Annotated in this window: 20 protein-coding genes; 13 read left to right on the top strand and 7 right to left on the bottom strand. The window is 73.0% G+C overall.

Translation table 11 applies throughout. The features are described 5' to 3' along the window. Nucleotides 1-4 precede the first annotated feature (4 nt). From BUE41_RS24095 to BUE41_RS24085, 3 genes are read right to left on the bottom strand one after another with little or no spacing between them, the layout of a single operon-like run. Complete coding sequence (locus BUE41_RS24095; protein ID WP_234997532.1) at nt 5-1,345, bottom strand: MATE family efflux transporter; 1,341 nt, start codon at nt 1,343-1,345, stop codon at nt 5-7. A gap of 27 nt (nt 1,346-1,372) precedes the next feature. Continuing rightward, nucleotides 1,373-2,101, bottom strand: a complete 729-nt coding sequence (locus BUE41_RS24090; protein WP_073459592.1) for a phosphatase PAP2 family protein — start codon at nt 2,099-2,101, stop codon at nt 1,373-1,375. Next, on the bottom strand, nt 2,098-2,931 hold the full coding sequence (locus BUE41_RS24085) for a sugar phosphate nucleotidyltransferase (RefSeq protein ID WP_073459591.1): 834 nt from the start codon (nt 2,929-2,931) through the stop codon (nt 2,098-2,100). The genes BUE41_RS24090 and BUE41_RS24085 overlap by 4 nt, the downstream gene beginning before the upstream one ends. Before the next feature lie 132 nt (nt 2,932-3,063). On the opposite strand from BUE41_RS24085, the gene ctaJ reads away from it, so the two are divergent. Both ctaJ and BUE41_RS24075 read left to right on the top strand, forming a co-directional pair. Beyond that, on the top strand, nt 3,064-3,303 hold the full coding sequence (ctaJ, locus tag BUE41_RS24080) for an aa3-type cytochrome oxidase subunit CtaJ (RefSeq protein WP_143172325.1): 240 nt from the start codon (nt 3,064-3,066) through the stop codon (nt 3,301-3,303). After that, entirely contained in the window at nt 3,290-3,808 is a 519-nt protein-coding gene (locus BUE41_RS24075) for a DUF5130 family protein (RefSeq protein WP_073459589.1), read from the top strand. Before ctaJ ends, BUE41_RS24075 begins: the two co-directional genes overlap by 14 nt. A 26-nt stretch (nt 3,809-3,834) precedes the next feature. On the opposite strand, the gene BUE41_RS24070 is transcribed toward BUE41_RS24075, so the two are convergent. Continuing rightward, nucleotides 3,835-4,482, bottom strand: coding sequence for a phosphatase PAP2 family protein (locus BUE41_RS24070; protein WP_084755755.1), 648 nt, complete (start codon nt 4,480-4,482; stop codon nt 3,835-3,837). Nucleotides 4,483-4,723: 241 nt separating this feature from the next. On the opposite strand from BUE41_RS24070, the gene BUE41_RS24065 reads away from it, so the two are divergent. Continuing rightward, nucleotides 4,724-5,644, top strand: coding sequence for a hypothetical protein (locus BUE41_RS24065; protein WP_073459588.1), 921 nt, complete (start codon nt 4,724-4,726; stop codon nt 5,642-5,644). 106 nt (nt 5,645-5,750) lie between these two features. Here the strand turns inward: BUE41_RS24065 and BUE41_RS24060 are convergent, their stop codons facing one another. Then, nucleotides 5,751-6,860, bottom strand: a complete 1,110-nt coding sequence (locus BUE41_RS24060) for a cellulase family glycosylhydrolase (RefSeq protein WP_073459587.1) — start codon at nt 6,858-6,860, stop codon at nt 5,751-5,753. A gap of 115 nt (nt 6,861-6,975) precedes the next feature. Here BUE41_RS24060 and BUE41_RS24055 point away from each other — a divergent pair, with 115 nt between their 5' ends. From BUE41_RS24055 to BUE41_RS24015, 9 genes are all read left to right on the top strand, one after another. Further along, on the top strand, nt 6,976-7,989 hold the full coding sequence (locus BUE41_RS24055) for a polysaccharide deacetylase family protein (protein WP_159444959.1): 1,014 nt from the start codon (nt 6,976-6,978) through the stop codon (nt 7,987-7,989). Between the two features lie 197 nt (nt 7,990-8,186). Beyond that, nucleotides 8,187-9,047 carry a glycosyltransferase family 2 protein gene (locus tag BUE41_RS24050; RefSeq protein ID WP_073459585.1) on the top strand — a complete coding sequence of 287 codons (861 nt, stop codon included), beginning with the start codon at nt 8,187-8,189 and terminating at the stop codon, nt 9,045-9,047. 2 nt (nt 9,048-9,049) lie between these two features. Further along, entirely contained in the window at nt 9,050-9,514 is a 465-nt protein-coding gene (locus BUE41_RS24045) for a hypothetical protein (protein WP_073459584.1), read from the top strand. Further along, nucleotides 9,511-10,638, top strand: a complete 1,128-nt coding sequence (locus BUE41_RS24040; protein WP_073459583.1) for a glycosyltransferase family 4 protein — start codon at nt 9,511-9,513, stop codon at nt 10,636-10,638. The genes BUE41_RS24045 and BUE41_RS24040 overlap by 4 nt, the downstream gene beginning before the upstream one ends. After that, a complete protein-coding gene (locus BUE41_RS24035; RefSeq protein ID WP_073459582.1) occupies nt 10,635-13,169 on the top strand; it encodes a DUF2206 domain-containing protein in 2,535 nt (844 codons plus the stop codon). The genes BUE41_RS24040 and BUE41_RS24035 overlap by 4 nt, the downstream gene beginning before the upstream one ends. After that, nucleotides 13,166-14,293: a glycosyltransferase family 4 protein gene (locus tag BUE41_RS24030; protein ID WP_234997530.1), complete on the top strand. Its 1,128-nt coding sequence runs from the start codon at nt 13,166-13,168 to the stop codon at nt 14,291-14,293. The genes BUE41_RS24035 and BUE41_RS24030 overlap by 4 nt, the downstream gene beginning before the upstream one ends. Beyond that, nucleotides 14,290-15,588: a lipopolysaccharide biosynthesis protein gene (locus tag BUE41_RS24025; RefSeq protein WP_073459581.1), complete on the top strand. Its 1,299-nt coding sequence runs from the start codon at nt 14,290-14,292 to the stop codon at nt 15,586-15,588. The genes BUE41_RS24030 and BUE41_RS24025 overlap by 4 nt, the downstream gene beginning before the upstream one ends. Then, complete coding sequence (locus BUE41_RS24020) at nt 15,585-16,745, top strand: glycosyltransferase family 4 protein (protein ID WP_073459580.1); 1,161 nt, start codon at nt 15,585-15,587, stop codon at nt 16,743-16,745. Before BUE41_RS24025 ends, BUE41_RS24020 begins: the two co-directional genes overlap by 4 nt. Then, on the top strand, nt 16,742-17,887 hold the full coding sequence (locus BUE41_RS24015) for a glycosyltransferase family 4 protein (protein ID WP_073459579.1): 1,146 nt from the start codon (nt 16,742-16,744) through the stop codon (nt 17,885-17,887). The genes BUE41_RS24020 and BUE41_RS24015 overlap by 4 nt, the downstream gene beginning before the upstream one ends. Here BUE41_RS24015 and BUE41_RS24010 read toward each other — a convergent pair. Continuing rightward, nucleotides 17,862-18,470 (bottom strand): hypothetical protein, encoded by a 609-nt coding sequence (locus BUE41_RS24010; RefSeq protein ID WP_073459578.1) that lies wholly within the window; start codon nt 18,468-18,470, stop codon nt 17,862-17,864. The genes BUE41_RS24015 and BUE41_RS24010 overlap by 26 nt on opposite strands. Nucleotides 18,471-18,544: 74 nt before the next feature. Then, complete coding sequence (gene pepN, locus BUE41_RS24005) at nt 18,545-21,151, bottom strand: aminopeptidase N (RefSeq protein ID WP_073459577.1); 2,607 nt, start codon at nt 21,149-21,151, stop codon at nt 18,545-18,547. A 161-nt stretch (nt 21,152-21,312) separates the two neighbouring features. Here pepN and BUE41_RS24000 point away from each other — a divergent pair, with 161 nt between their 5' ends. After that, entirely contained in the window at nt 21,313-21,942 is a 630-nt protein-coding gene (locus BUE41_RS24000; protein WP_073459576.1) for a mycothiol-dependent nitroreductase Rv2466c family protein, read from the top strand. Nucleotides 21,943-22,754 lie beyond the last annotated feature (812 nt).

Genomic DNA, 22,754 nt, shown 5'->3' with positions numbered 1-22,754 from the left:
CCACTCACGCCGCGGGCTGCGGGGACGCCAGGCGGTCCCGCAGCCCCGCGTGCAGGTGCCACCACCAGCCGCACGTGGACAGGGCCGTGGCGAGGACGATGCCCCACACCGACCCGGCGGCCCCGGCCAGCGCGGCGCCGAGGATGCCGAACACCGCGTAGAACGCCGACCCGATCAGCTGCATGGCCATGCTGCGCCGGGACGCGCCGAGGGCGCGCAGCCCGACGGCGGCCGCGGTCTGCAGGCTCGCGTTCATCACCGAGAGGGTGGCCGGCACGATCAGGGCGGCCGCGACGGGCCAGATCGGCCCGAGCAGGTACTCGCCCGCTGCGTCGGGCAGCACGAACAGCAGCAGCGCACCCCACACGAGCGCCCCGCTCGCCTGCAGCACTCCCAGCGCGAGGCAGAAGCGGAACAGCTTGTGCGGGGCCCGGTGCAGCACCCGGGCAGCCTCCGGGATGGTCGAGTTGATCAGGCCCATGAGCAGGCTGAGGACCGGGCCCATCAGCAGCTCGCTGCCGCGCAGCGCGCCGACGTCGGCCAGCCCGGTGACCGCGCCCACGCCGTAGAGCCGGATCTGCGCAGCGCCGCTGCTGCTGGTGTTCTCCACCAGGTAGCGCGGCCCGAGATCGCGCTGCTGGCGCAACCACGCGCCGGTCCGGCCCGGGCGCGGCACGATCCGCGCCTGCACGCAGCCGTACGCCGCGGCGACGCCCGCCGAGGCACCCCAAGCCAGCAGGTAGGCCCACACCGTGCCGGACAGGCCGGCCATCAGCAGGGCGGGCACGAGCGCCACGCCCCACACGACGTCGTTGACGAAGGCCTTGCGGGTGACCCCGCCGACGATGAACGCGAACCGCCAGTTGTCCTGCAGCAGCAGCGCGGGCAGCACGACGGCGAGCGCGATGAACCCGGAGCCCAGCGCGTCGCCGATGAGCAGGCCGCAGACCAGGCAGATGCCGCCGGCGGCCAGCCCGACGACGATCGCCGCGCCCGCGGTGCTCGCTGCCGCGGCGCGCCAGGACTCGCGCGAGGCGGCGCTGAAGCGGACCGCCAGCGGATCGGTGACGAGGCCGCGCGAGACGTTGACGATCACCGCGTAGGTGACCCAGACCAGGCCGAACACGCCGAAGTCGACGATGCCCAGCGAGCGGGCCACGACGATGCCCACCGCGACGTTGGTCAGCGACGAGACGGCCTGGTCGGCCAAGCCCCAGCTGATCCGGCTCGCCGCCGCGCGCCAGCTGCGCACCAGTCCGGACGGCTCGGGACGGCGTCGGTGCCGGCCCCTGGTGGGCGGCGGTGGTGCGGCATCCGTGCCCGGCCGGTCGGCGGTGTCGGTCACCTGGTGCACCTCCGCGCCGCTGCCGGCTCAGTGATCGGACGGGGGCCGGGCGGCCCGATCCTGGCTCGCCCGGGCGGGGTCCGCCGTTACCGGCCGGACGACGCACCCGGCGGCGGCGTCGACGAGCAGGGCGAGCAGCGGCACGATCCCGAGCGCGAGGAGGAACCCGCCGAGCGCGTCGGTGGCGTAGTGCGCGACGAGCACCGTTTGCGCCCAGCCCGCGACGAGCCCCGCGGCCGCGGTGACCCCGAGGACGACGAGCAGATCAGCGGCCCGGCCCCGGCGCACCAGGAGCAGGCCGACGACCAGGGCGAAGGCGGTGGCGCCCGCGGTGTGGCCGCTGGGGTAGGCGAGGAACTCGCCGTGGATCTCGCGGCCGACCAGGGGCTTCGCCGCCGCGCTGGTCACCGCGACCGCGCCCTGACCGAGCACCGTGAGCGCGGCGAGCCGCCACCGGGCGGTGAGCAGGCAGATCGCGACCAGGATCCCGCCGAGCAGCAGCACGCCGGCCGGCTCACCGAGGAAGTCGACGAACCGGGCGATCCGCTGCAGGTCGGGGATGGGTCCGCCGGCGGCGGCGAGCAGTGCGTCGTCGGCGGGCAGGGGCTCGGCCGAGCCGGAGATCGTCAGCCCGACGGCGGTGCTGCTGACGCAGCCGCCGGTGGCGACGGCGGTGAGCGGGGCGCGCAGACCGGGTGGCACCGCGGGTCGGGCGAGGCCCGCGGCGACGACGTTGGGTCGGTCCGGCGCCGTCACAGACGCGGCTCGGGGGCTCCGAGCCCGGCGATGACCGCCTGCAGCGGCTCCCGCTGCGGCGTGGTCTCCCAGAGCATCCACGGGCTGTTCCCCGCCCGGTAGCGGGCCTCCAGCGCGGTGCGCTCCTTGACCGTGTCGGCGGGGTGCCAGAACCCGGTGTGGCGGTAGGCGAGCATCCGCCCCTGCTGAGCCAGCGGGGTGCAGGCGTCGGCGATGAGGTCGCCGTACTCGGGAATGTGGTCGAAGATCTCCGGCCGCAGCACGAAGTAGCCGCCGTTCTCCCACAGCGGCATGTCCTGCACCGATTTGATCTCCGAGATGCGGCCGTCCTCCTCGACCTCGAGGCAGTGGAACGCCGACTGCGGCGGCACGGCCAGGAGCGCACCGACGGCGTCACTGCGCTTGAACTCGTCGACCATGTCGTTGAGCGGCAGATCGGTGAGCACGTCGGCGTAGTTGGCCAGGAACATCTCCTCGTCCTCGACGAAGTGCCGCACGCGCCGCAGCCGTTCACCGATCGGGGAGTCCAGCCCGGTGTGCGCGAAGGTGATGTTCCAGTCCTGGATGTCGGAGCCGAGCAGTTCAACCTTGCCGCCGCGCAGGATGAAGTCGTTGGACGCCGTCTCCGCGTAGGAGAGGAAGTAGTCCTTGATGTGGTGTGCGCCGTAGCCCAGGCACAGGATGAATTCGGTGTGCCCGAAGTGCGCGTAGTAGCGCATGACGTGCCAGATGAGCGGCCGCGGCCCCACCGTCGTCATGGGTTTGGGCAGATCGGACACTCCGTCGCGCATGCGCATCCCGTAACCGCCACAGAACAGAACGACTTTCATGACAGCGCCCTCATTCCGCAGAACCGTGCCCGACGTGGACAGCGCATGGACTCGTCGGACGCGGGCGCCGCGTTAGCTGCGCCACGAGGGGTCCACCGGGCGGACCGGCCCACATCGACTACATTTCCGCACGTGACGCTGTCCGTGCCTGAGACGATCCTCTTCCTCGGGGTTGGGCCTGTGGTGATCTACGCGGTCGTGGCCGCGCTGGTCGCCGTGCCGAAGCTGCGCCGGCGCCCCAAGTACCGGCCCGGTGACCCGTGGAACTTCAAGCCCCTGTGGTGGACGGCGAACCCGGCCGGCGCGCAGCTGCCGGCCGCCACCGAGCACCCGCGCACCGGCGACAAGGGAGGCGCACGTGGCAACTGGTGACCACGGGCACGGGCACGACGTCGCGACCGTCGACCCGGAGGACCTGCCGAACGGTGCGGTGGTGACCGCGTCGGGGCGCATCTCGGCCGCCCAGCCGTTCCAGGAGCCGACCAAGACCGATGTGCCGTTCACGCCGTCGCAGCTGACCCGGCTCGACGAAGCGCTGACGATGGCCAGCCGGGAGACCGGTCTGCTGTTCAGCCTCTACCTGGGCGACCTGGGGCCGGACCCGGCGGCCCGTGCCTCCGAGTTGCACGACCAGCTCGAGAACCCGAGCGACGCCGTCCTCGTGGCGGTGAGCCCCGATCAGCGCCACATCGAGGTCGTGACCGGGCCGGAGGCGCGGCTGCGCCTGCCCGACCGCGGCGCCAAGCTCGCCGTGATGAGCATGATCGCCTCGTTCAAGGAGAACGACCTGCACGGCGGTCTGCTCTCGGGCCTGCGGATGCTGGCCGAGCAGGCCGGGCCGCGCCCGCGCCAGCACCCCACCACCGCGCACCGCTGACCGCTTCCCTCCCGCGTGGGCGCCGGTCAGCTCCGGCGCCCACGGCGGGCGAGCACGTCGATCAGCAGGGCCGAGCCCAGCCCGCACGCGGCGGCGGTGGCGTAGCCGCCGATGACGTCGGTGGGGTAGTGGGCGCCCAGCAAGACCATCCCCGTGCCCGCGATCGCGGCGGGCACCGCGCTCACCGCGAACAGCAGGAGCCCGGCCTGGGCCGGGCCCACGCGCCGGATCCGGATCAGCGCGAACGCGACGAGCAGGCCCAGCGCCGCCGCGCCGCCGGTGTGCCCGCTCGGGTAGCACAGCTCGCCGTCGGCGATCGTGCGCCCGACCACCGGCTTCAGCACCGTCGTCAGCAACCCGGTCAGTCCCGGGCCGAGCAGGGCCAGCGCGGCGAACCGACGCTGCCCCTGCCAGAACGCACCGACGACCGTGACTGCCGCGATCGTGATCACCACCGGCGGTGAGCCGATCCAGATCAGCGCTTCCAGCGCCGAGCGGCCCGGGAACCGGGGCCGCACCAGCGCGCGATCGAGCGCGCTCATCCCGGCCGGGCCGGTGTCGGCGAAGCGGACGGCGAGCACCGCCACGACGGCGACGGCGAGCAGGACCACGGCGGCCGTCGCCGGGCGGGCCCGCGCGGGCAGCAGATCGCCGTCCGGGCGGGAGGACAGCACGCGCCGACGGTACCGGCTTGATCGTCGTCACCCGGATGCGCATCGCGCCCGATCATCTGGCTAGGCGGCGATCGGACCAGTGGTCTGCGACGAACGGCCGCTTATGTCGCGAGCCGGTAACGCGGCCGGAGGAGGGGCGAAAGGACGGGGTGAGCGCGCCGTGTCCAGCCCCCGGGCGGCGCGCCGAACGACCCGGTCCGCGGCGTCCCCCTCGCTGCCGCGGCCGGCACAGGAGGACGTCATGGGCTCCCCACCCAGCGGCGGCGGCCGCCACCGGCTGCACGAACCGGACCTCGACGCGCCGCGCACGACCGCGTTCGGCGCCGGACCCTCCGCCGACCGCACAGAGCTGGTGAACAACCCGGAGCGGCCGGGCCTCGAGGAGCTGAGCCGGACCGAGCAGCTGGACGGCACCCGGCGGCTACCGCGGGTACCCCGACCTGCGCTCTCGCCCGAGACCGACCGGTTCACGGTCGTGATCCCGCGGCCCCGGCACACGCTCGATGAACCGACCGAGGTGATGCCGGTCCTGCTGCCGCCACCACCGGTGTGGCACCCACGGGCCGCCGGCCCGCGGTCCGGGCCGATCCCCGGCAACCGCTGGGACGTCGTCCTCGGCGGCCTCGTGGCCACCGCGTGCATCGTCTACATCGCGATCGCCGGGTTCGGTGCGTTCCGCAGCAGCCCGGTCGGCCCGACCAGCTCGGCGCTGGGCCCGTCCGTGGTGACGGCCCCGGCGTCGGCCCTGCCGAGCCTCGAGCCGACTCCCGCACCGACGCCGGCGACGCCGCCGACGAGGGTGGCGACGTCGGCTGCTGCGGGAGCGTCGGCGCAGCAGCCCGCGGCGGCGGGGACGACCGAGGAGAGCTCCGCGGCGCAGCCCAACCCCGTTCCGGGGCCGCCGTCGGATGGATCGGGTTCCTCGGAGTCGAGCACGTCCGGGCCGGATGGGCAGTCGGGTCAGGGCGGAGGCGGTCAGGGCCAGGGGCAGGGACAGGGCGGAGGCGATCAGGCGCAGGATAGCGGAGGCGATCAGGGGCAGGGACAAACGGAAGACGATCAAGGGCAGCAGGGCGGCGGCCAGGGCCAGCAGGGCGGAGGCCAGGGTTCGGGTGACGGCGGCGGGCAGTCAGGCCAGGGCCAGGGCTCTCAGGAGCCCTGATCCCGGGTTCGAAGACCTCAGCTCATCGCAACGAACGGCACTCTCGTCCACTCAGAGTGGACGAGAGTGCCGTTCGTTGCGATGAGGCCCAGGACTGACGGGGCCCTCAGCCCGCCGTCCGCCCCGCCACCAGCGCCTCCCGCAACCGCTCGTACGCCGGCTTCGCCGTGCCGTCCGTGCGCCGCAGCCCGAAGTTGTCCAGGTCGCTGGGGCTGCCCGTGTCGAGGTCGCGGTCGCTGTACCAGGCCATCGCCACGATCCCCGGGTCGGCCCGCACGAGGTCCACGGCGTCGGCCGCGATCCGGGCTTGCTGCTCCTCGGTGACGTGCGTGGTGCCGGGCGGCACCGGGCCCCGCCCGCCGTAGGCTCGCCCGGCCCCGCCGGTCGGTGCCCCGTACTCGGTGAGCCACACGGGCAGGCCGGGGAAGCCGTGCCGGCTGAGCACGGCGCGCAGGTCGTCGATCTCCGCCCATGATCCGTCGGCGGCTGCGGACTGCCTGGGCAGCAGCGGGAACGTGTACGGGTGGAAGCCGATCCCGGTGACGGCGGTCAGCCCGCCCGCGGCGGCGACCTCGTCGAGGAACGCGGGAGCGGAGACGCTGGTCGCGGTGTCCTGCACACTGGCGAGCCCGCCGAGGACGACGGTGGCGTCGGGGTCGACGGTCCGGATCGCGTGGCTGGCCGTGCGCAGCAGCTCGGTGTAGGCGGCCGGGTCGACCTGAGGGCCCCAGAACCCGGCGACGTTCGGTTCGTTCCAGATCTCCCACGCCAGGACGCGGTCGGCGTAGCGCTGGGCGGCCTCCCGGGCGAACGGGCCGATCGCGGTGGGGTCGGCGGGCGGGCACGTCACGTACGGGCAGCCCGGCGCCTGCGCCCACCGCGGCGCATAGGCCACGACCATGATCAGCGCGAGGCCGCGGCGGCGGGCCGCGTCGACGACCCGGTCGGTGGCCTCCCACGTGAAGCTCCCGGGACCGTCCGGCTGGACGTCGTTCCAGCCGAGGTCCATCCGGACCGTGCTCATGCCGAGGTCGACCGCGTCGTCGAGGGCGCGGCGCAGGTCGGCGTCGGACATCCCGGCGAGGGTGTTGCCGTACGCCATGCCGAAGTACGGCACCGTCGCCGGCACGGCCGTCCGCGGGAAGACGAGTCCGAGCACGCCCGCGATCAACCCGGCGAGGGCCGCCACCACCCCACCGGTCACGACGAGCCGCACGGGCGGGGAGCCTACCCGTCCGGGTGATCGCGTGACGGCGGTTCTCACGGGCTCCTTCGCGAACTCCAAGGGACCTGTGAGTGCCCGCACAGATCGCTGCGGCACGATCGTGGTCGTGGACGGGAGCTGGTGGACCGGCGGAGCGCTGGTGGTGCTCGCCTGGCACAACGTGGAAGGCACCTGGCAGTGGCCGGCGCCTGCGGGCGCGGGCGCCGCCGGGTTCCGCCGCCAGATGCGGGCCCTGCGCGCGGCGACCAACGTCGTCCCGCTCGACGAGGCGCTGCAGGCGCTGTCGGCCGGGCGGCGGCTGCCCCCGCGGGCGGTCGCGATCACCTTCGACGACGGCTACCGCGACAACCTCGACGTCGCGGTCCCGATCCTGCGCGAGCTGGGCCTGCCCGCCACGGTGTTCCTGGTGCCGGACCTGCTCGACGGGAACCTCGACCCGTGGTGGGAGCGGCTGGCCTGGGCGGTCACGACCGCGGAGGACCCGCTGCTGGAGTTCGAGGGCGGGATCTACCCGCTCACGGACGAGCGGACCCGCCGGACGACCCTCGACCGGTTGCAGGAGGTGCTCAAGCGACGCACCGACGCCGAGCGGCGTGCCGCGGTCGCGCAGATCACGGAGTCGCTCACCTGCCGGGGCCCGCAGCACGATCCCCGGCGGATGTTCCTCGACTGGGAGGGCGCGCGGGCGCTCGTGCGGGCCGGCATCGGCATCGGCTCCCACACGACCGGACACGCGATCCTCGCGCGGGAGACGCCGCACGCGCAGCGGGAGGACCTGATCGGCTCCCGCAGGCGGCTGCAGGACGAGCTGGACCTGCCGATCGACGTGCTCGCCTACCCGAACGGTCAGGTGGGCGACTACTCGGCGGAGACGATCGCCGCGGCTCGGGCCGCGGGGTACTCGCACTCGGTCACTGCATGGGGGCTGGTGAACGGCCCGCAGACCGAGGTCCACGAGATCCGCAGGCGCCTGCTGTCCCCGACCGATCCCGCCACGAAGGTGCTGCTCGGCATCGGTTATCGGACGGTGGTCGGTGGCGGGGACGACGTTCAGCGTAGTCACGCTGAGCTATCAAGCACTGACGGTGTTCACCCGAAAGTGGACGAGGATCGCTACTAACACCGGGTAATCGATACGCTGCGCTGCGAAAACTGGATCCGATGGGTGAGGTAGCTCACCGGTGTGGGGGACTACGGAGCGAAACGTTCGGACCCACATCGGCGAGTTCCTGGACAACGGAAGGTTGTCCGTTCAACCGACCGCCGCGCACCCGATGCGCACACCGGCCTCTCACGCCTCCCGGGAGTTCCGCTGACATGACCGCGACGATCGGACCCGGCGCCCCAGAACAGCCGATCGACATCCTGGCCTGCGCCCCGGTCGGAGAACCGGCCCCCGCGCCGCGTCGCTGGCCGACGATCCCCTCGATCTCGGTGGTGATCCCCGCCCTGAACGAGGAGGAGAACATCCCCCACGTGCTGGCGACGATCCCGCGCGCGCTGCTCGAGGCGGAGGGCTGCGAGGTCGAGGTGATCGTGGTCGACAACCTCTCCCACGACCGCACCGCGGAGGTCGCCCGCGAGCTGGGCGCCACGGTGGTGCTGCAGGCCGCGCGCGGGTACGGCAACGCCTACCACGCCGGGTTCGCGGCGGCGCGGGGCGAGGTGATCGTCACCGGCGACGCCGACTGCACCTACCCGTTCGACGCGATCCCCGAGCTGCTCGACGTGTTCAGCCGGCGCAGCCTCGACTTCCTCAACACCAACCGGCTGCAGCCGACCAACCGCGGCGCCATGAAGCCGTCGCACACGATCGGCAACCTCCTGCTCACGCTGACCAGCCGTAGCCTGTTCCCCGGCCCGTTCCGCGACTCGCAGTCGGGGATGTGGGTGTTCCGCCGCCGCATCTGGTCGCACCTCGACGTGCGCTCCGGCGGGATGGCGTTCTCCCAGGAGATCAAGAACGAGGCGTGGCTCAAGGGCTTCCGCTGCGCCGAGGTGCCGATCGAGTACCGCAAGCGCGGCGGAGTGGTGAAGCTCAACGCATTCCGCGACGGCACCCGCAACGTGAGCCAGCTGGCGGCCCACCGGCTGCGCGCCGACCGGCGCAAGCGGCTGATCCGCCCGCTGCCCAGCAGCGCGAAGCCGGTCGTCGACCCCGCCGGGCCGGCCCACTGATCATGACGGGGCCCGGCCTGCGCACCGCGCTCCCGGAACTGCTGCGGCAGTACCGGGTGTTCGTCGCGGTCGCCGTGGCCCTCGTCGCCGGGCTCGGCGTCCTCGCGGCCACCCCGATCGGCCGGGCGGAGATCCTGCGCTCCGTCACCCGCCAGCCCGAGCCGTTCGTGGCCCTGCACTTCGCCGATCCCCCGGTGCGCGTGACCGGTTCGCAGCTCACCGTGGACTTCGTCGTGGAGCAGCACGACGGCGGCCCCGCTCCGTACCTGTACCGGATCGCGGTGCGCGATCCCGAGGGGACCGTGCTCGCCGCGGCCGAGGGCACCGCCGAGCCCGCGCCGGGCGCACCCGCGCACATCACCCGGTCGCTCACCCTGCCGCGCGGGGCCGCGTGGGAGCGCGTCGAGGTCACACTGCCCGGCCGCACCGAGTCCCTCTACGTGCGCGATCCGGGGAGTGCGTCGTGAGCCGTGCCCCCGTCCCCGACGTCGTCCAGGTGATCGCCTACTACCCGCCGCGGCTCGGCGGGATGGAGCGGGTCGCCCAGGTGCTGGCCGAGCACCTCGCCGAGCGGCTGCAGGTCGAGGTCCTCACCACCGACGGCGGTCCCGTCGAGGCCGGCACCGAGCAGGTGTCGCCGCGGCTTCGGGTGCGCCGGTTCGCCGCGCTCGAGGTGGCGCACACCCCGGTCGCGCCGGGCCTCCTCGCCCGCCTGGCCGCGCTGCCGCGGCGCACGATCGTGCACGTCCACGTCGGGCAGGCGGTCCTGCCGGAGATGGTGTGGCTGACCCGCGCGCTGCGCCGGGCCCCGTACATCGCCCACTTCCACCTCGACGTCGACGCGTCCGGGCCGATCGGCCGGCTGCTGCCGATCTACAAGCGGTTCGTGCTCGGCCCGGTGCTGCGCCGCGCGGCCGCCGTGATCGTCCTCTCGCCCGAGCAGCGCGATCTCGTCGTGGAGCGCTACCGAGTCGACCCCGGGCGGGTCGCGATCATCCCGAACGGCGTCGACCCGGCGTTCACCGCGATCGCGCAGCAGCGCGCTCCGGTGCCGGCCGACCGGCCGCTGCGGGTGCTGTTCGTCGGGCGGCTGGAGAGCCAGAAGAACGTGCACCGCCTGCTCGACGCGCTCGCCCTGGTCCGGGCCCCGCTGGAGGTCCGCTTGGTCGGCGACGGCGAGCTGCGGCCCGAGCTGGAGGCCCGCGCCGCCGAGCTGGACCTGGTCGGCGTCGAGTTCGCCGGGCCCCGCTACGGCGCGGACCTCGAGGCGGACTACGCCTGGGCGGACGTGTTCGTCCTGACCTCCGACAAGGAGGGCATGCCGCTGGTCCTGCTCGAGGCGATGGCAGCCGGGCTCGCGATCGTCGCCACCGACGTCTCGGGCACCCGGGAGCTGGTCGGCGACACCGGGCTGCTCGCCGAGCCGGAGCCCGCCGCGGTCGCCGCGGCTCTGGACCTGGTGGCGATCGACCGGGAGCTGCTGGGCAAGCTCGGGGCGCGCAGCGCCGAGCGGGGCACGACGTTCGGCTGGGAGGGGCGCGTCGCCCAGCTCCACGAGGTCTACGCCCGGCTCGGCGGTGGTGCCCGGTGAGCACGGACGTCAGCCCGGCCTCTCTCGACTCCGCTCCCGTCGGCCTGGATTCCCTCGACGACTCCTCGCTCGACGACCTGACCCGGCCGATACCGGCGCTCGGGGAGGGCGTCGAGTCCGAGACCGTGCCGATGTCGCCCCCGGTGGGCCTGCCCGGCCCGGTGGTCGACGCCGAGACGGTGATCGTCCGCCGGCCGCGGACCCGGCTCCCGGCGCGGCCGTGGACGCGGCGGCGGGTCGCCGCGTACCTGCCGGTCGTCCTGGCGCACGTGCTGGTGCTCGGCGATCTGGACGTGCCGGTGCTGCGCCCGGTCGCGGCGCTCTACCTGCTGCTGGGTCTGCCCGCGTACATGATCTGGTACCGCACCAACTGGACGCGGGCCTCCCGCCAGGAAGCCGTCGTGTTCAGCTTGGTCGGCGGCGTCATCCTGCTGATGCTCGCCGGCCTGCTGCTGAACTGGGTGCTGCCGTGGTTCGGTGTGGACCGGCCGCTGGAGGCGGTCCCGGCCTTCGTCGGGTTGGCCGACGCCGGACTGCTCGCGCTGCTGTGGTGGCGACCGGTGCCGGCCACCCGCACCCGGTTCCGCACCCGGCGCCACCTCACCTCGCGCGAGCAGGTCGTCGTCGTGCTGGGCCCGCTCGCCGTCGCGCTCGCGGTCTGCGGCGCGGTGCGGCTCAACAACGGCGGCGACGGGATCGTCACCGCCGCCGGGTTGGTGGTGATCGGCGCGGCGTTCCTGCTGATGATCCTCTGGCGGTTCCGCATCCGGCAGAACGTCGTGCTCGTCACCGTCTACTTCCTCAGCCTGGCGCTGCTGCTGATGACCTCGCTGCGCGGCTGGGACATCACCGGGCACGACATCCAGCGCGAGTACTACGTCTTCCAGCTCGCGCAGATGCACGGGCAGTGGGGCATCGGCTGGTTCGTCGACGCGTACAACGCCTGCCTGTCGATCACGATCCTGCCGGCGGTGCTGTCGGCGGTCACCGGCCTGTCCGGCGTGGTGCTGTTCAAGGTCGTCTTCCAGGTGCTGTTCGCGCTGTGCCCGGTGATGGTGTACCTGATCGCCCGCCGGTTCGGCTCGACGCTGGTCGCGCTGCTCGCGACGATCTACTTCGTCGCGTTCCCGACCTTCTTCACGGACATGCCGTTCATGATCCGGCAGGAGATCGGGTTCCTCTGCCTGGGCGCGACGATCCTGATGGTCACCAACGCCCGCTGGGCGGTGCAGCGGCGGATCACGTGGACGCTGTTCTTCGCCCTCGGCCTGGTGATCTCGCACTACTCCACGACCTACGTGCTGATCGCGCTGATCGGCATCGCACTGGCCGCGCGGGGCGCGCTGGTCCTCGCCGGGCTGCTGCGCCGCCGCCTCCGGGGCGGGGGCGGGTACCCGGTGCTGCGCCGGGAGCCCGCCGTGCTCGGCGCGTTCACGCTGGTCGCGGTCGCCGCGATGGCGATGCTGTGGACCGGTCCGATCACGCAGACCGGCGGGCACCTGGAGCGGACGGCGGTGAACCTGGTCTCCGCGATGTTCGGCGGGCAACCGGGTGACCGGTCCGCCGACGTCGGCTACAGCCTGTTCGCGCCGCCCAGTCCGCCCCCGGAGGAGCAGCTCGCCGAGTACCAGGAGACCGTCCGCGAGGAGACGGCTGCCGAGCGGGCCGCGGGCGAGTACCTGCCCGAGGACGTGCTCGACCGCCACCCGGTCGAGCTCGCCACCGCCGAGCCGCTGCCGCTGACCGGTGCCGGCGACGTGCTGGAGCGGATCGGCATCGACGTAGAGACCCTGAACACGGTGATCCGCCAGGGCGCCGCGCGCATGCTGCAGCTGCTCGTGCTGTTCGGCATGGTGCTGGTGCTCTTGGGCCGGGTGCGCGGCTGGCGGCCGAGCCAGGAGATCGTGCTGCTGGCCGGCTCGTCGTTCGTCGTGATGATGCTGCAGGTCCTGCTGCCGTCGCTCTCGGCGGAGTACGGGGTGCTGCGCACCTTCCAGCAGGCCCTGTTCCTGCTCGGCCCGTTCCTCGCCGCGGGCAGCATCGCGCTGTTCTCCTGGCTCGGCCACCGGTGGGCCACCCGCGCGGCCCTCGCGCTCGCCGGGGTGTTCTACCTGTCCCTGGTGGGGCTGATCCCGCAGGTCCTCGGCGGCTACGGCGCCCAGCTGCACCTCAACAACGCCGGCACCTACCACGAGCTCTACCAGATCGACCCGCAGCGGGCCGCCGCCGAGCAGTGGGTGCTCGCGCGGGCCGAGGCGACCGGAGGCGCTGAGGTCGACGTGGCCGAACCGCTGGACCGCTACACGTTCACGATGACCTACGATCATCCCGACCTGACCGTCGGCGACGTCTTCCCCGCCGCGGTGCGCCCGTGGTCGTACGTGGTGCTCACCCGGGTCGGCACCCGCCCGGTGATCGCCTCGTTGCCCTCCGACGGCGGCGACGTCATCACCTACCGCTACCCGGTGGGCGTGCTGACCGACACGAAGGACCGCATCTACTCCTCCGGCCGCGCGGAGGTGTACCGGTGAGGGTCCTGCTGGTCAGCCACTACTTCCCGCCGCACATGGGGGGCATCGAGAACGTCGTCGCCGGCGAGGCCCGCCACCTGGCGAAGGCTGGTCACGACGTCGTCGTGCTGACCACCAGCCCCGGCGCCCGGGCCGGCACCGAGGTCAGCGACGACGGCTACCGCGTGGTGCGACTGCCCACGTGGAACGGGGTCGAGCGCGCGACCGGTGTGCCGTTCCCGCTGGTCGCGCCGTGGTCGTTCGCGCGGGTGGCGCGGCTGGTCCGCGCCGCCGACGTGGTGCACGTGCACGATCTCCTCTACGTCACGACGTGGCTCGCGGCCGTCGCGGCTCGGCTGCTGCGCCGTCCGTACGTGCTCACCCAGCACGTCGGGCTGGTCGCCCACCCGAGTCGGGTCGTGGAGGGGGTGCAGAAGCTGGTGCACGCGACGCTCGGCCGGGCCGTGGTGACCGGCGCGGGCGCGGTCGTGCACCTCAACGGCGCGGTCGCTGAGTTCCTCCGCCGCGTCGGCGCCCGCCCCGAACAGCTGCGGTTCGTCGTCAACGGCACTGACACCGACCTGTTCCACCCGGCCGATCCCGCCGCGAAGGCCGCGCTGCGGGCCGAGTTCGGCCTGCCCAGGGACGGGGTACTGGCCCTGTTCGCCGGCCGGTTCGTGCCGAAGAAGGGCTTCGACGTCGTGGTCGGCGCCGCGGGGGAGGGCTACACGCTGGTGCTGGCCGGCGGGGAGCCGCCGCAGCCGTGGACCGCGCCCGCGGGGGTGGTCGTGGCCGGGCGCATGCCGCCGGAGCGGCTCGCCGACCTGTACCGGGCCTGCGACGTGTTCGTGCTGCCGTCGGTGGCGGAGGGGTTCCCGCTGACCGTGCAGGAGGCGATGGCCACGGGGCTTCCGGTCGTCATCACCGACGATCCCGGCTACGCGCCCTACGGGCTCGATCGCGAGCTCGTGGGGCTCGTGCGGCCCACGTCGGAGCAGGTGCGGGCGGCGCTGCTGCGGATCGCGGGCGACGCCGAGCTGCGCGCCCGCATGGGGGCCTACTCCGCCGACCTCGCGGCGCGGCGGTTCTCGTGGGCGGAGCACGTCCGCACGTTGGAAGCGGTCTACACCGAGGTGAGTGCATGAGCGCCGGGGTGCTCGGGAAGGCGCGCGGGTTGCTGGCGGGCGCGCAGGACGACCCGATGATCCGCAACGCCTTCTACCTCATGCTCACCACGGTCACCACGGCCGCGATGGGGTTCGTGTTCTGGCTGATCACAGCACGGCTCTACGACGTCGACGACGTGGGCCGGGCGACGTCGCTGACCTCCGCGGTGACGCTCCTGTCGTACTTCAGCCTGATCGGGTTGGGTTACAGCCTGGTGCGGTACCTGCCGACGAGCCGCGCACCCGGTGACTACGTCAGCTCGGCCCTCATCGCGGTCACCGCGGCCGGCGTCGTCGGCTCGGTGCTGCTGCTCGCGGTCATCCCGGTCGTGTCGCCCGAGATGAGCTTCGTGAACCGGTCGTGGGAGACGATGGCGACGTTCGTCGTGCTCGCCACGACGTCGGCGCTGAAGCTGCTCACCGACTCGGTGTTCGTCGCTTGTCGCGAGGCGCGCTGGAACTTCCTCATCAACGGGCTGCTCATGGGCGTGGTGAAGATCGCCCTGCCGGTGCTGTTCATCCCGTACGGGGCGATGGGGATCTTCGTCGCGCAGGGGCTGGCGTCGGTCGTCGGTGCGGTCGCGAGCATCGCGGCGATCCGCTGGAAGCTGGGTGTCCCGCTGCGGCTGCGGTTCCGGGCGCGGCTGCTGCGCGAGACCCTGCCGTACTCGATGGGCAACTACGTGACCAGCGGGCTGAACCTGGTCCCGCTCATGGTCATCCCGGTCGTCGTGCTGGAGGGCGACGGCCCGGCCGCTGCCGCGGGCTACTTCATCGCCTTCCAGATCGCCACCGTGATCAACTCGATCTCGTTCGCGGTGGGGGAGTCGCTGTTCGCCGAAGGCTCCCACGAGGACCGGTCGCTGGGCGCGCTGATGCGCCGCTCGGCGGCGGTGATGCTGGTCGCCACCGTGCCCGTCGTGGCCGTGGTGGTGCTGCTCGCCCGGTTCGTGCTCACGATCTTCGGCCCGGAGTACGTCGACACCGCGACCGGCACGCTGATCGTGCTGGCGCTCGGCGCGTTCCCGGTCGCGTTCCACACCTGGACGAGCTTCCTCATCAAGATCACCCGGCAGCTGCGGGCGATGGTCGCCGCGGAGCTGGTGTTCGCCGTCGTCACCACGATCCTCGCGGCGCTCGCCGCGGGCCGCGGCACCGTGTGGGTGGCGGTGGCCTGGGGCGTCGGGAATGCCGTGTCCGGGATCGTCGCCGCGGTCGCGCTGCGCCGCCGGCCCGCCCAGGTGGCGGCCGAGCCCGTGGGGAGCGCGTCGTGAGGATCTGCCACCTGATCAACATCGGGCACGAGGCCGGCGGCGCCGAGAAGAGCGTCCGCATGATCACCGACGGGTTGCGCGACCGCGGGCACACCGTGCACGTGATCGCCACCGACCACCGGCTCGGCGAGGCCCCGTCGTTCGCGGACGTGACCGTGCCCGCTGTGGCCGGCAACCCGGTCCAGCAGGCCGTGCGGTTCTTCTGGAACCGCCGCGCCTACACCGGTGTGCGCGCAGCGCTGGAGGGCATCCGCCCCGACGTCGTGCACCTGCACACGATCGGCATGTTCAGCCCGTCCGTGCTGGACGCGACGCGCGGCTACCGGCGGCTGCTCACGATCCACGGGCCCGAGGACTTCACCCTCGCGCTGCTGCCGCACATGTACCCGGAGCGGGAGACGGGCCGCGGCCTGGCCCGGCTCGCGGCCACCGCCCGCTACGCCCGGCTGCGCTACGTGCAGCGGCCTGCCTACCGGATCCGGCTGCGCCGCCTCGACGGGGTGCTCGTACCCAGCGCGTTCTACGCCGGCGCGGTCCGCGGCGACGTCGGCCGCGTGCCGCTGCACGTCGTGCCCAACGGGATCCCGATGGCCCCGCCCGCCCCGCTGGCCAACCCGCAGCGGTTCGCGTTCGTCGGACGCCTGGAGGAGACCAAGGGCGTCCGCGTCGCACTGACCGCGTTCGCCCGGATCGCCGCCGACCACCCGAAGGCCGAGCTGGTGGTGGTCGGGGGCGGCCCGCTGCAGGCCGAGCTGGCCGAGCAGGCGGCGGCCACCGGCGTCGCCGACCGGGTGCAGCTGATCGGCAAGCTGCCCGCGGAAGACCTGAAGGCCGTCTACGCCGACACCGGCGTGGTGCTGGTGCCGTCGGTGTTCCCGGAGAACTTCCCGACCGTCGCGATCGAGGGGCTCGCCGCCGGTCGCGCGATCATCGGCACGGCCGCGGGCGGCACCCCCGAGCTGGTCCGGGACGGGGTCAACGGGCTGCTCGTCCCGCCCGGCGACGTCGATGCGCTCGCCGCGGCGATGGACGCGCTGGCCGGGGACGAGGCACGCGTGCGCCGGATGGGGGAGGCGTCGGCCGCGATGGCGCCCGCGTACTCGCTCGAGGCGTTCCTGGACCGGTTGGAGAGCCACTACCGGGCGATCGCGAGATGATCCGCCGGATCGCCGTCGTCACCCCGTACTACCCGCCGGACCTGGGCGGGGTGCAGCGCTACGCCGAGCGGATCGCGCACGCCGCGCGCGACGCCCCCGATCTCGATCCCGTCGTCGTGACGACGGGGGAGGGCCCGGAGCTCGTCGACGGCGTGCAAGTGGTGCGGCTGCCGGTGTGGCGGCGGATCTCCGACACCCCGGTGCATCCGCTGTGGGTGCGCCAGCTCGCTCGGCTGTTCCGCGGCCTGGACGTCGACGTGGTCAACACGCACGCGCCCGTTCCCTACCTCGCCGACGTCGCCGCGCTGGCCGCCGGGTCGCGGCCGGTCGTGGCCGCGTACCACGCCGGGTCGATGGTCAAGGGCGTGCCGGGGATCGACCAGCTGCTGCGGGCCTACGAGCGGCTCGTGCTGCCGATGACGTTCCGCCGGGCCGACGCACTGGTCGCGGTCTCGCCGACCTCGCTCGCGCACGGCCGCCCCGGCGCAGTCACGATCACGCCCGGGGTGGACGTCGACGCGTTCCCACCCTCCCCGCAACCCTCCGGCGACACCCTCCTCTACGTGGGCAGGCTCGACCGGGCGTCGGCCTGGAAGGGCGTCGATGTGCTGCTGCGGGCGTTCGCGTCGGTCGTCGCGCAGCGGCCGACGGCCCGGCTGGAGATCGTCGGCAACGGCGACGCCCGGCCCGATCACGAGGCGCTCGCCGTCGAGCTGGGCATCGCCGATGCTGTGCGGTTCGCCGGCGCGCTGCACGGCCCGCAGCTCGCCGCCGCGTACGCCGGGGCGCGGGCGCTCGTGCTGCCGTCGCTCACCGAGGCGGAGTCGTTCGGTATGACGTTGGTGGAGGCGATGGCGTCGGCCCGGCCGGTGGTGGGCTCGGCGGTGGGCGGCATCCCGCACGTCGTCGACGACGGCCGCACCGGCCTGCTGGTGCCGCCGGGCGACGTCACCGCCCTGGCCGCGGCGCTGGTGCGGCTGCTCGACGATCCCGCCTTGTGTGCCCGGCTGGGCGAGGCGGGCCGCGCCACCGCCGTCGAGCGCTACGCCTGGCCGCGGCTCACCGAGCGCTGGCTGGCGCTGTTCCGCGGTGTCACCCGGCGCGGGGCGCGACCGGTCAGTGCGCGCGGTGCCGGCCGTTGATCCGGGCTGGTCGCTCGATCCGCACGGTGTCCGCGTCGACGTCCGCGTCGATCGTCTCCGGATCGATGTCGGGCTCGTCCGTCACGACGGCCGCCCGGCGCTCGTGGGGATCATCCGCCGGGTGCTCGGCGTCGTGCGTGCCGTAGTGGTCGTAGGCGCCGTCGTACCCGGGGTAGTAGCCGTCGTCGGCGTAGGCGTCGCCGGCGGGGTTGGCGTACTCGTCCTCGGCGGCGCCCTCCTCAGCGCCGCCTTCCACCGCCCGCCGCTCGACCTCCTCGCGCCACCGGGCCGCGCGCTCCTTCGCCCGTAACCACCTGCGCTTGCGGCCCAGGTGGTCGACGATGATCCACACGGTGATCAGCATCGCCACCACGCCCGAGGCGAGGGTGGCGTAGATGTCGCCGAGGTGGATGCCGTGGGTCTTCGTCAGCCGGAACACGACCGGGCCGATCCGGGTGTCGGAGGCCACGACGAGCACGAACGCCACAGCAAGAGCCCACACCAGCAGGACCACCAACGCGGCCCGGGTCGCCGACGGACGGGTGTACGTGCGGGAACCGCTCCGCCGGTCGGTGGGTGGCATGCGTGAACGTTAGCGGACGGTGACCATGGCGCCGGAGGGAGGTGACGGGCCCGCAGACCCGTCACCTCCCGGTGTCAGGACTTGTCGAAGTCCCGCGCGGCCAGCGCCCGGACGATGCCGGCGCGGCCCTCGGAGACCAGCCGACGCAGCGCCGGCGGGTGGTCACCGGCGAGCCAGGCGTCGGCCGCCTCGACCGTGGACTTGTCCACCGCCCACGACGGGAACAGGTTCACCACCACCGACTGAGCGCGCTCGCTGGTGCGCCGCGCCCACACGTCGGCCACGACCTGGAAGTACTTCTCCACGTACGGGCCGAGCAGGCCGCGCTGCGCCGGGTGGTTGAACCCGGAGATGATCGCTTCCTGGATGGCGTTCGGCAGTGAGTCGTCGCCCGTCGCGCGCTCCCAGGCCGTGGCCTTCGCTTCCGGCGTCGGGATGAGCGAGCGCGACCGCTCCGCCTGCCGCTGCCCCGTCGAGGTGGGGTCGCGCTGCAGCTCGGCAGCGATCTCCGGCTCGCCCGCCTGGCCGTGCGCGACCAGTGCGTGCAGCAGCCGCCAGCGCAGGTCGGTGTCGAGCACGAGTCCCTGCGGGGCGCTGTCGGGATCGTCGAGCCAGGTGCGGAACCTGTCGAGCACCGACGCCGGCAGGACGCTCGAGGCGAGCGCGTTCACGCAGGCCAGCTGCACGTCGGAGCCGGGGCGGGCGGTGTCGAGCCGGAACAGCAGCGAATCCACCAGCAGCGGCCAGCCGCGCTCGGCCGCCCACTGCTCGTCGGCGTAGGAGGAGATCGCCGTCTGCGCCTGCAGCAGCACGCGCTGCACGACCCCGATCTCCGACTCCGCGCCGAACCCGCCCGCGACGAGCGAGACGAAGTCGCGGGCCTTCAGCTCGGCCTCGCGGGTCATCTCCCAGGCCGCCGACCAGCACAGCGTGCGCGGCAGCGGCTCGGCGATGTCGGCGATGCGGTCGATCAGCGTGGAGAGCGAGTCCGGATCGAGCCGCATCGCGCAGTAGGTGAGGTCGTCGTCGTTGACCAGGACGAGCTTGCCGGCCGGCTGCCCGACCAGCGCGTCGACGGGGGTGCGCTCGCCGGTGACGTCGATCTCGACCCGCTGCTTGCGGACGATCTTGCGGACGCGCTCGGGATCGCGGCCGTCCCCAGTGGTCTCACCGGGATCGCCGTCGTCGTAGACGCCGATGGCGATGCGGTGCGTGCGCAGCTCACCCGCGCCCGGCCGGGCCCCGCACTGCACGACCTCGAACCGGGTGTACCGGCCGTCCTCGCCGACCTCGAACGACGGCCGCAGCAGGTTGAGCCCGGTGGTGCGCAGCCACTGCGCGCCCCAGTCGGACAGATCCCGCCCTGAGGCCTTCTCCAGCGCGCCGAGCAGGTCGTCGAACGTGGCGTTGCCCCACGCGTGCGCGGCGAAGTACTGCCGCAGTCCCTCCATGAACGCGTCCAGCCCGACGTAGGCGACGAGCTGCTTGAGCACCGACGCGCCCTTGGCGTAGGTGATGCCGTCGAAGTTGACCTCGACGGCCTGCAGGTCGGGGATGTCGGCGGCGACCGGGTGGGTCGAGGGCAGCTGGTCCTGCCGGTACGCCCAGCTCTTCTCGACGTTGGCGAACGTCGTCCACGCTTCGGTGTACTCGGTGTTCTCCGCCTGGCAGAGCACCGACGCCCAGGTGGCGAACGACTCGTTCAGCCACAGGTCGTCCCACCACCGCATGGTGACCAGGTCGCCGAACCACATGTGCGCCATCTCGTGCAGCACGGTCTCGGCGCGGCGCTCGTACATGAACCGCGTGACCCGGGAGCGGAAGACGTAGTCCTCCAGGAACGTCACCGCGCCCGCGTTCTCCATCGCGCCCGCGTTGAACTCCGGCACGAACAGCTGGTCGTACTTGCCGAACGGGTAGCGGATCCCGAAGTGGCGGTGGTAGAACTCGAAGCCCTGCTTGGTCTCGCGGAACAGCCGCTCGTGGTCCATGTGCTCGGCCAGCGATGCGCGGCAGTACAGGCCGAGCGGGATCTCCCCGCTCTCGTCGACGTAGGTGTCGTGCCACGACGCGTACGGGCCGGCGATCAGCGCCGTCACGTAGGTCGACATGACCGGGGTCGGCTGGAAGATGCGGGTGAGCGCGCCGCCCTCGGCCTCCACCGTGGTCTCCAGCGGCGCGTTCGACACGACCTTCCACTCGGCGGGCGCCGTGACGATCATGCGGTAGCTCGCCTTGAGGTCGGGCTGGTCGAAGCAGGCGAACATCCGCTTCGCGTCGGCCGTCTCGAACTGGGTGTAGAGGTACACGCCGCCGTCGACCGGGTCGACGAACCGGTGCAGGCCCTCACCGGTGTTCATGTACCGGCCGGTGGCCTCCACCCGCAGCTCGTTCTCCGCGCCCAGGGCCGGCAGGGCGATCCCGTCTTCCTCGCGGTAGTCGGAGACGTCGAGGCTGACACCGTTGAGCGTCGCCGACTCGACGCTCTCGCCGACGAAGTCGATCCACGTGGACGCGCCGGGTTCGCGGCAGGTGAACCGCACGACGGAGGTCGTGGCGAACGTGTGCTCGCCGGGCCTGCCGGCGCCGTCGGTCAGGTCGAGCTCGACCGTGTAGTCGCTGACGGCGATCAGCGCCGCCCGCGCCTCGGCGTCGGTGCGGGTCAGGTTGGGCGGGGCCATACGGGTACCGCTCTCCTCGGTCTTCAGCAATGAGGTCCGTCGAGCGATCCAACCATGGCCCGGGGCTCGATGCCCGGCAACCGGGTTCGCCTGGCCGGTCCGGCCGGTCACAGTCGCGTGTGTCGGGGAAGACACCGGCCGTACCGCCCGTTGACCTAGACGTGACGACTTCTGAGACAAGGACCGATCGTGCTCGCGTCGACTTCTACTTCGATCCCCGCTGCCCCTTCGCCTGGGTGACCTCGCGCTGGATCGTCGAGGCCGCGAAGGTCCGCGATCTCGACCTGCGCTGGCACGTGATGAGCCTGTGGCTGCTCAACAAGGACCGCGACATCTCCGACGAGTACCGGAAGATCATCGAGGAGTCCAAGGGCCCGGTGCGCGTGGCGATCGCCGCCGCCCAGCAGCACGGTGACGAGATCCTCGGCCCGCTCTACACGGCGATGGGTACCCGGATCCACGACAAGGGCATGAAGGACCTCGACGTCGTGATCAAGGAGTCGCTCGCCGAGCTGGGCCTCCCGCCGGAGCTGGCCGCCGCCGCGGACAGCACCGACTACGACGAGGCACTGGCCGAGAGCCACCACCGCGGCATGGACCCGGTCGGCGACGACGTGGGCACCCCGACCATCCACATCGAGGGCGTTGCGTTCTTCGGTCCCGTCATCACCCGCGTACCGAGGGGTGAAGAGGCGGGCAAGCTGCTCGACGCCTCCGTGGCTCTGGCTCGCTACCCGCACTTCTTCGAGCTCAAGCGCACCCGCACCGAGAGCCCGAAGAACGAGGAGTGAGCCGGCCCCGCCCGCCGCGTCGAGGACGGCGGCGCCGCGGTCGCTGATCGCCGCCGACCCCGGCGAGGTGCTGCTGCGGCTGGTCACCCAGTCCGCCGCCGGCGTCGAGCGCTGCACCCGACCCGTCGCCACGGCGGCAGCCGCACCGGCAGCCGCACTGGTCACGCACCGGCTCGGGTGCTGGCTCGGGGCCGTGGCAGCGGGTGTGGGACGGCGCCCTCGTCGGCGACGCCGCGATCGAGCGGACCACGGCCGGACAGCACGAGCCCCCGGACCCGTCGCTCCCCCACCGGAGGCCCGACACGCAACAAGGCCCCCGTCACCAGGGGTGACGGGGGCCTTGCGCTTCCTCCGGGGGCTGGTTCGGCCCCCGGCCACGCCGGTGCATCTGCGCCTCGAGCCTGCCCAGGTCGAGCTCGATCACCGTCCAGAGCGCGTGCTGCCTGCGTGTTGACATCGTTCGGAAACGCAGGCAGACAGCGTTCAACTCGCATCCGGGCATCACCCAGTCCGCATGCTGCCCATGTGCTGAACGCGCCCTGGGCACCACAGCTCCATCGCGGTGCACCACGGATGTGTCCTGAACGCAGGCGGATCGCATCCCGCAGTCAGGATGCAGTCAGGACGTCGCCGGGATGCGGGCGTGGTGTGGGCACGACGCACCCAGCATGCAGGCAGGGTGACCACGAACTTCAGTTCGAGCGCCCGCGGGGTCGCCGGGGTGGCGCAGCCGTGACCGGAACGGGTACCTAGCCGCCACGCGGGCGTGCGTCGAGCCACCGCCCGATGGCTGCGCGCCTACCGCATCCTCC

Origin of the sequence: Pseudonocardia thermophila, assembly GCF_900142365.1 — a bacterium.
GTDB lineage: Bacteria > Actinomycetota > Actinomycetes > Mycobacteriales > Pseudonocardiaceae > Pseudonocardia > Pseudonocardia thermophila.
Note: the sequence above shows the minus strand (reverse complement) of the source record. Positions and strands in the feature narration are given on the sequence as shown.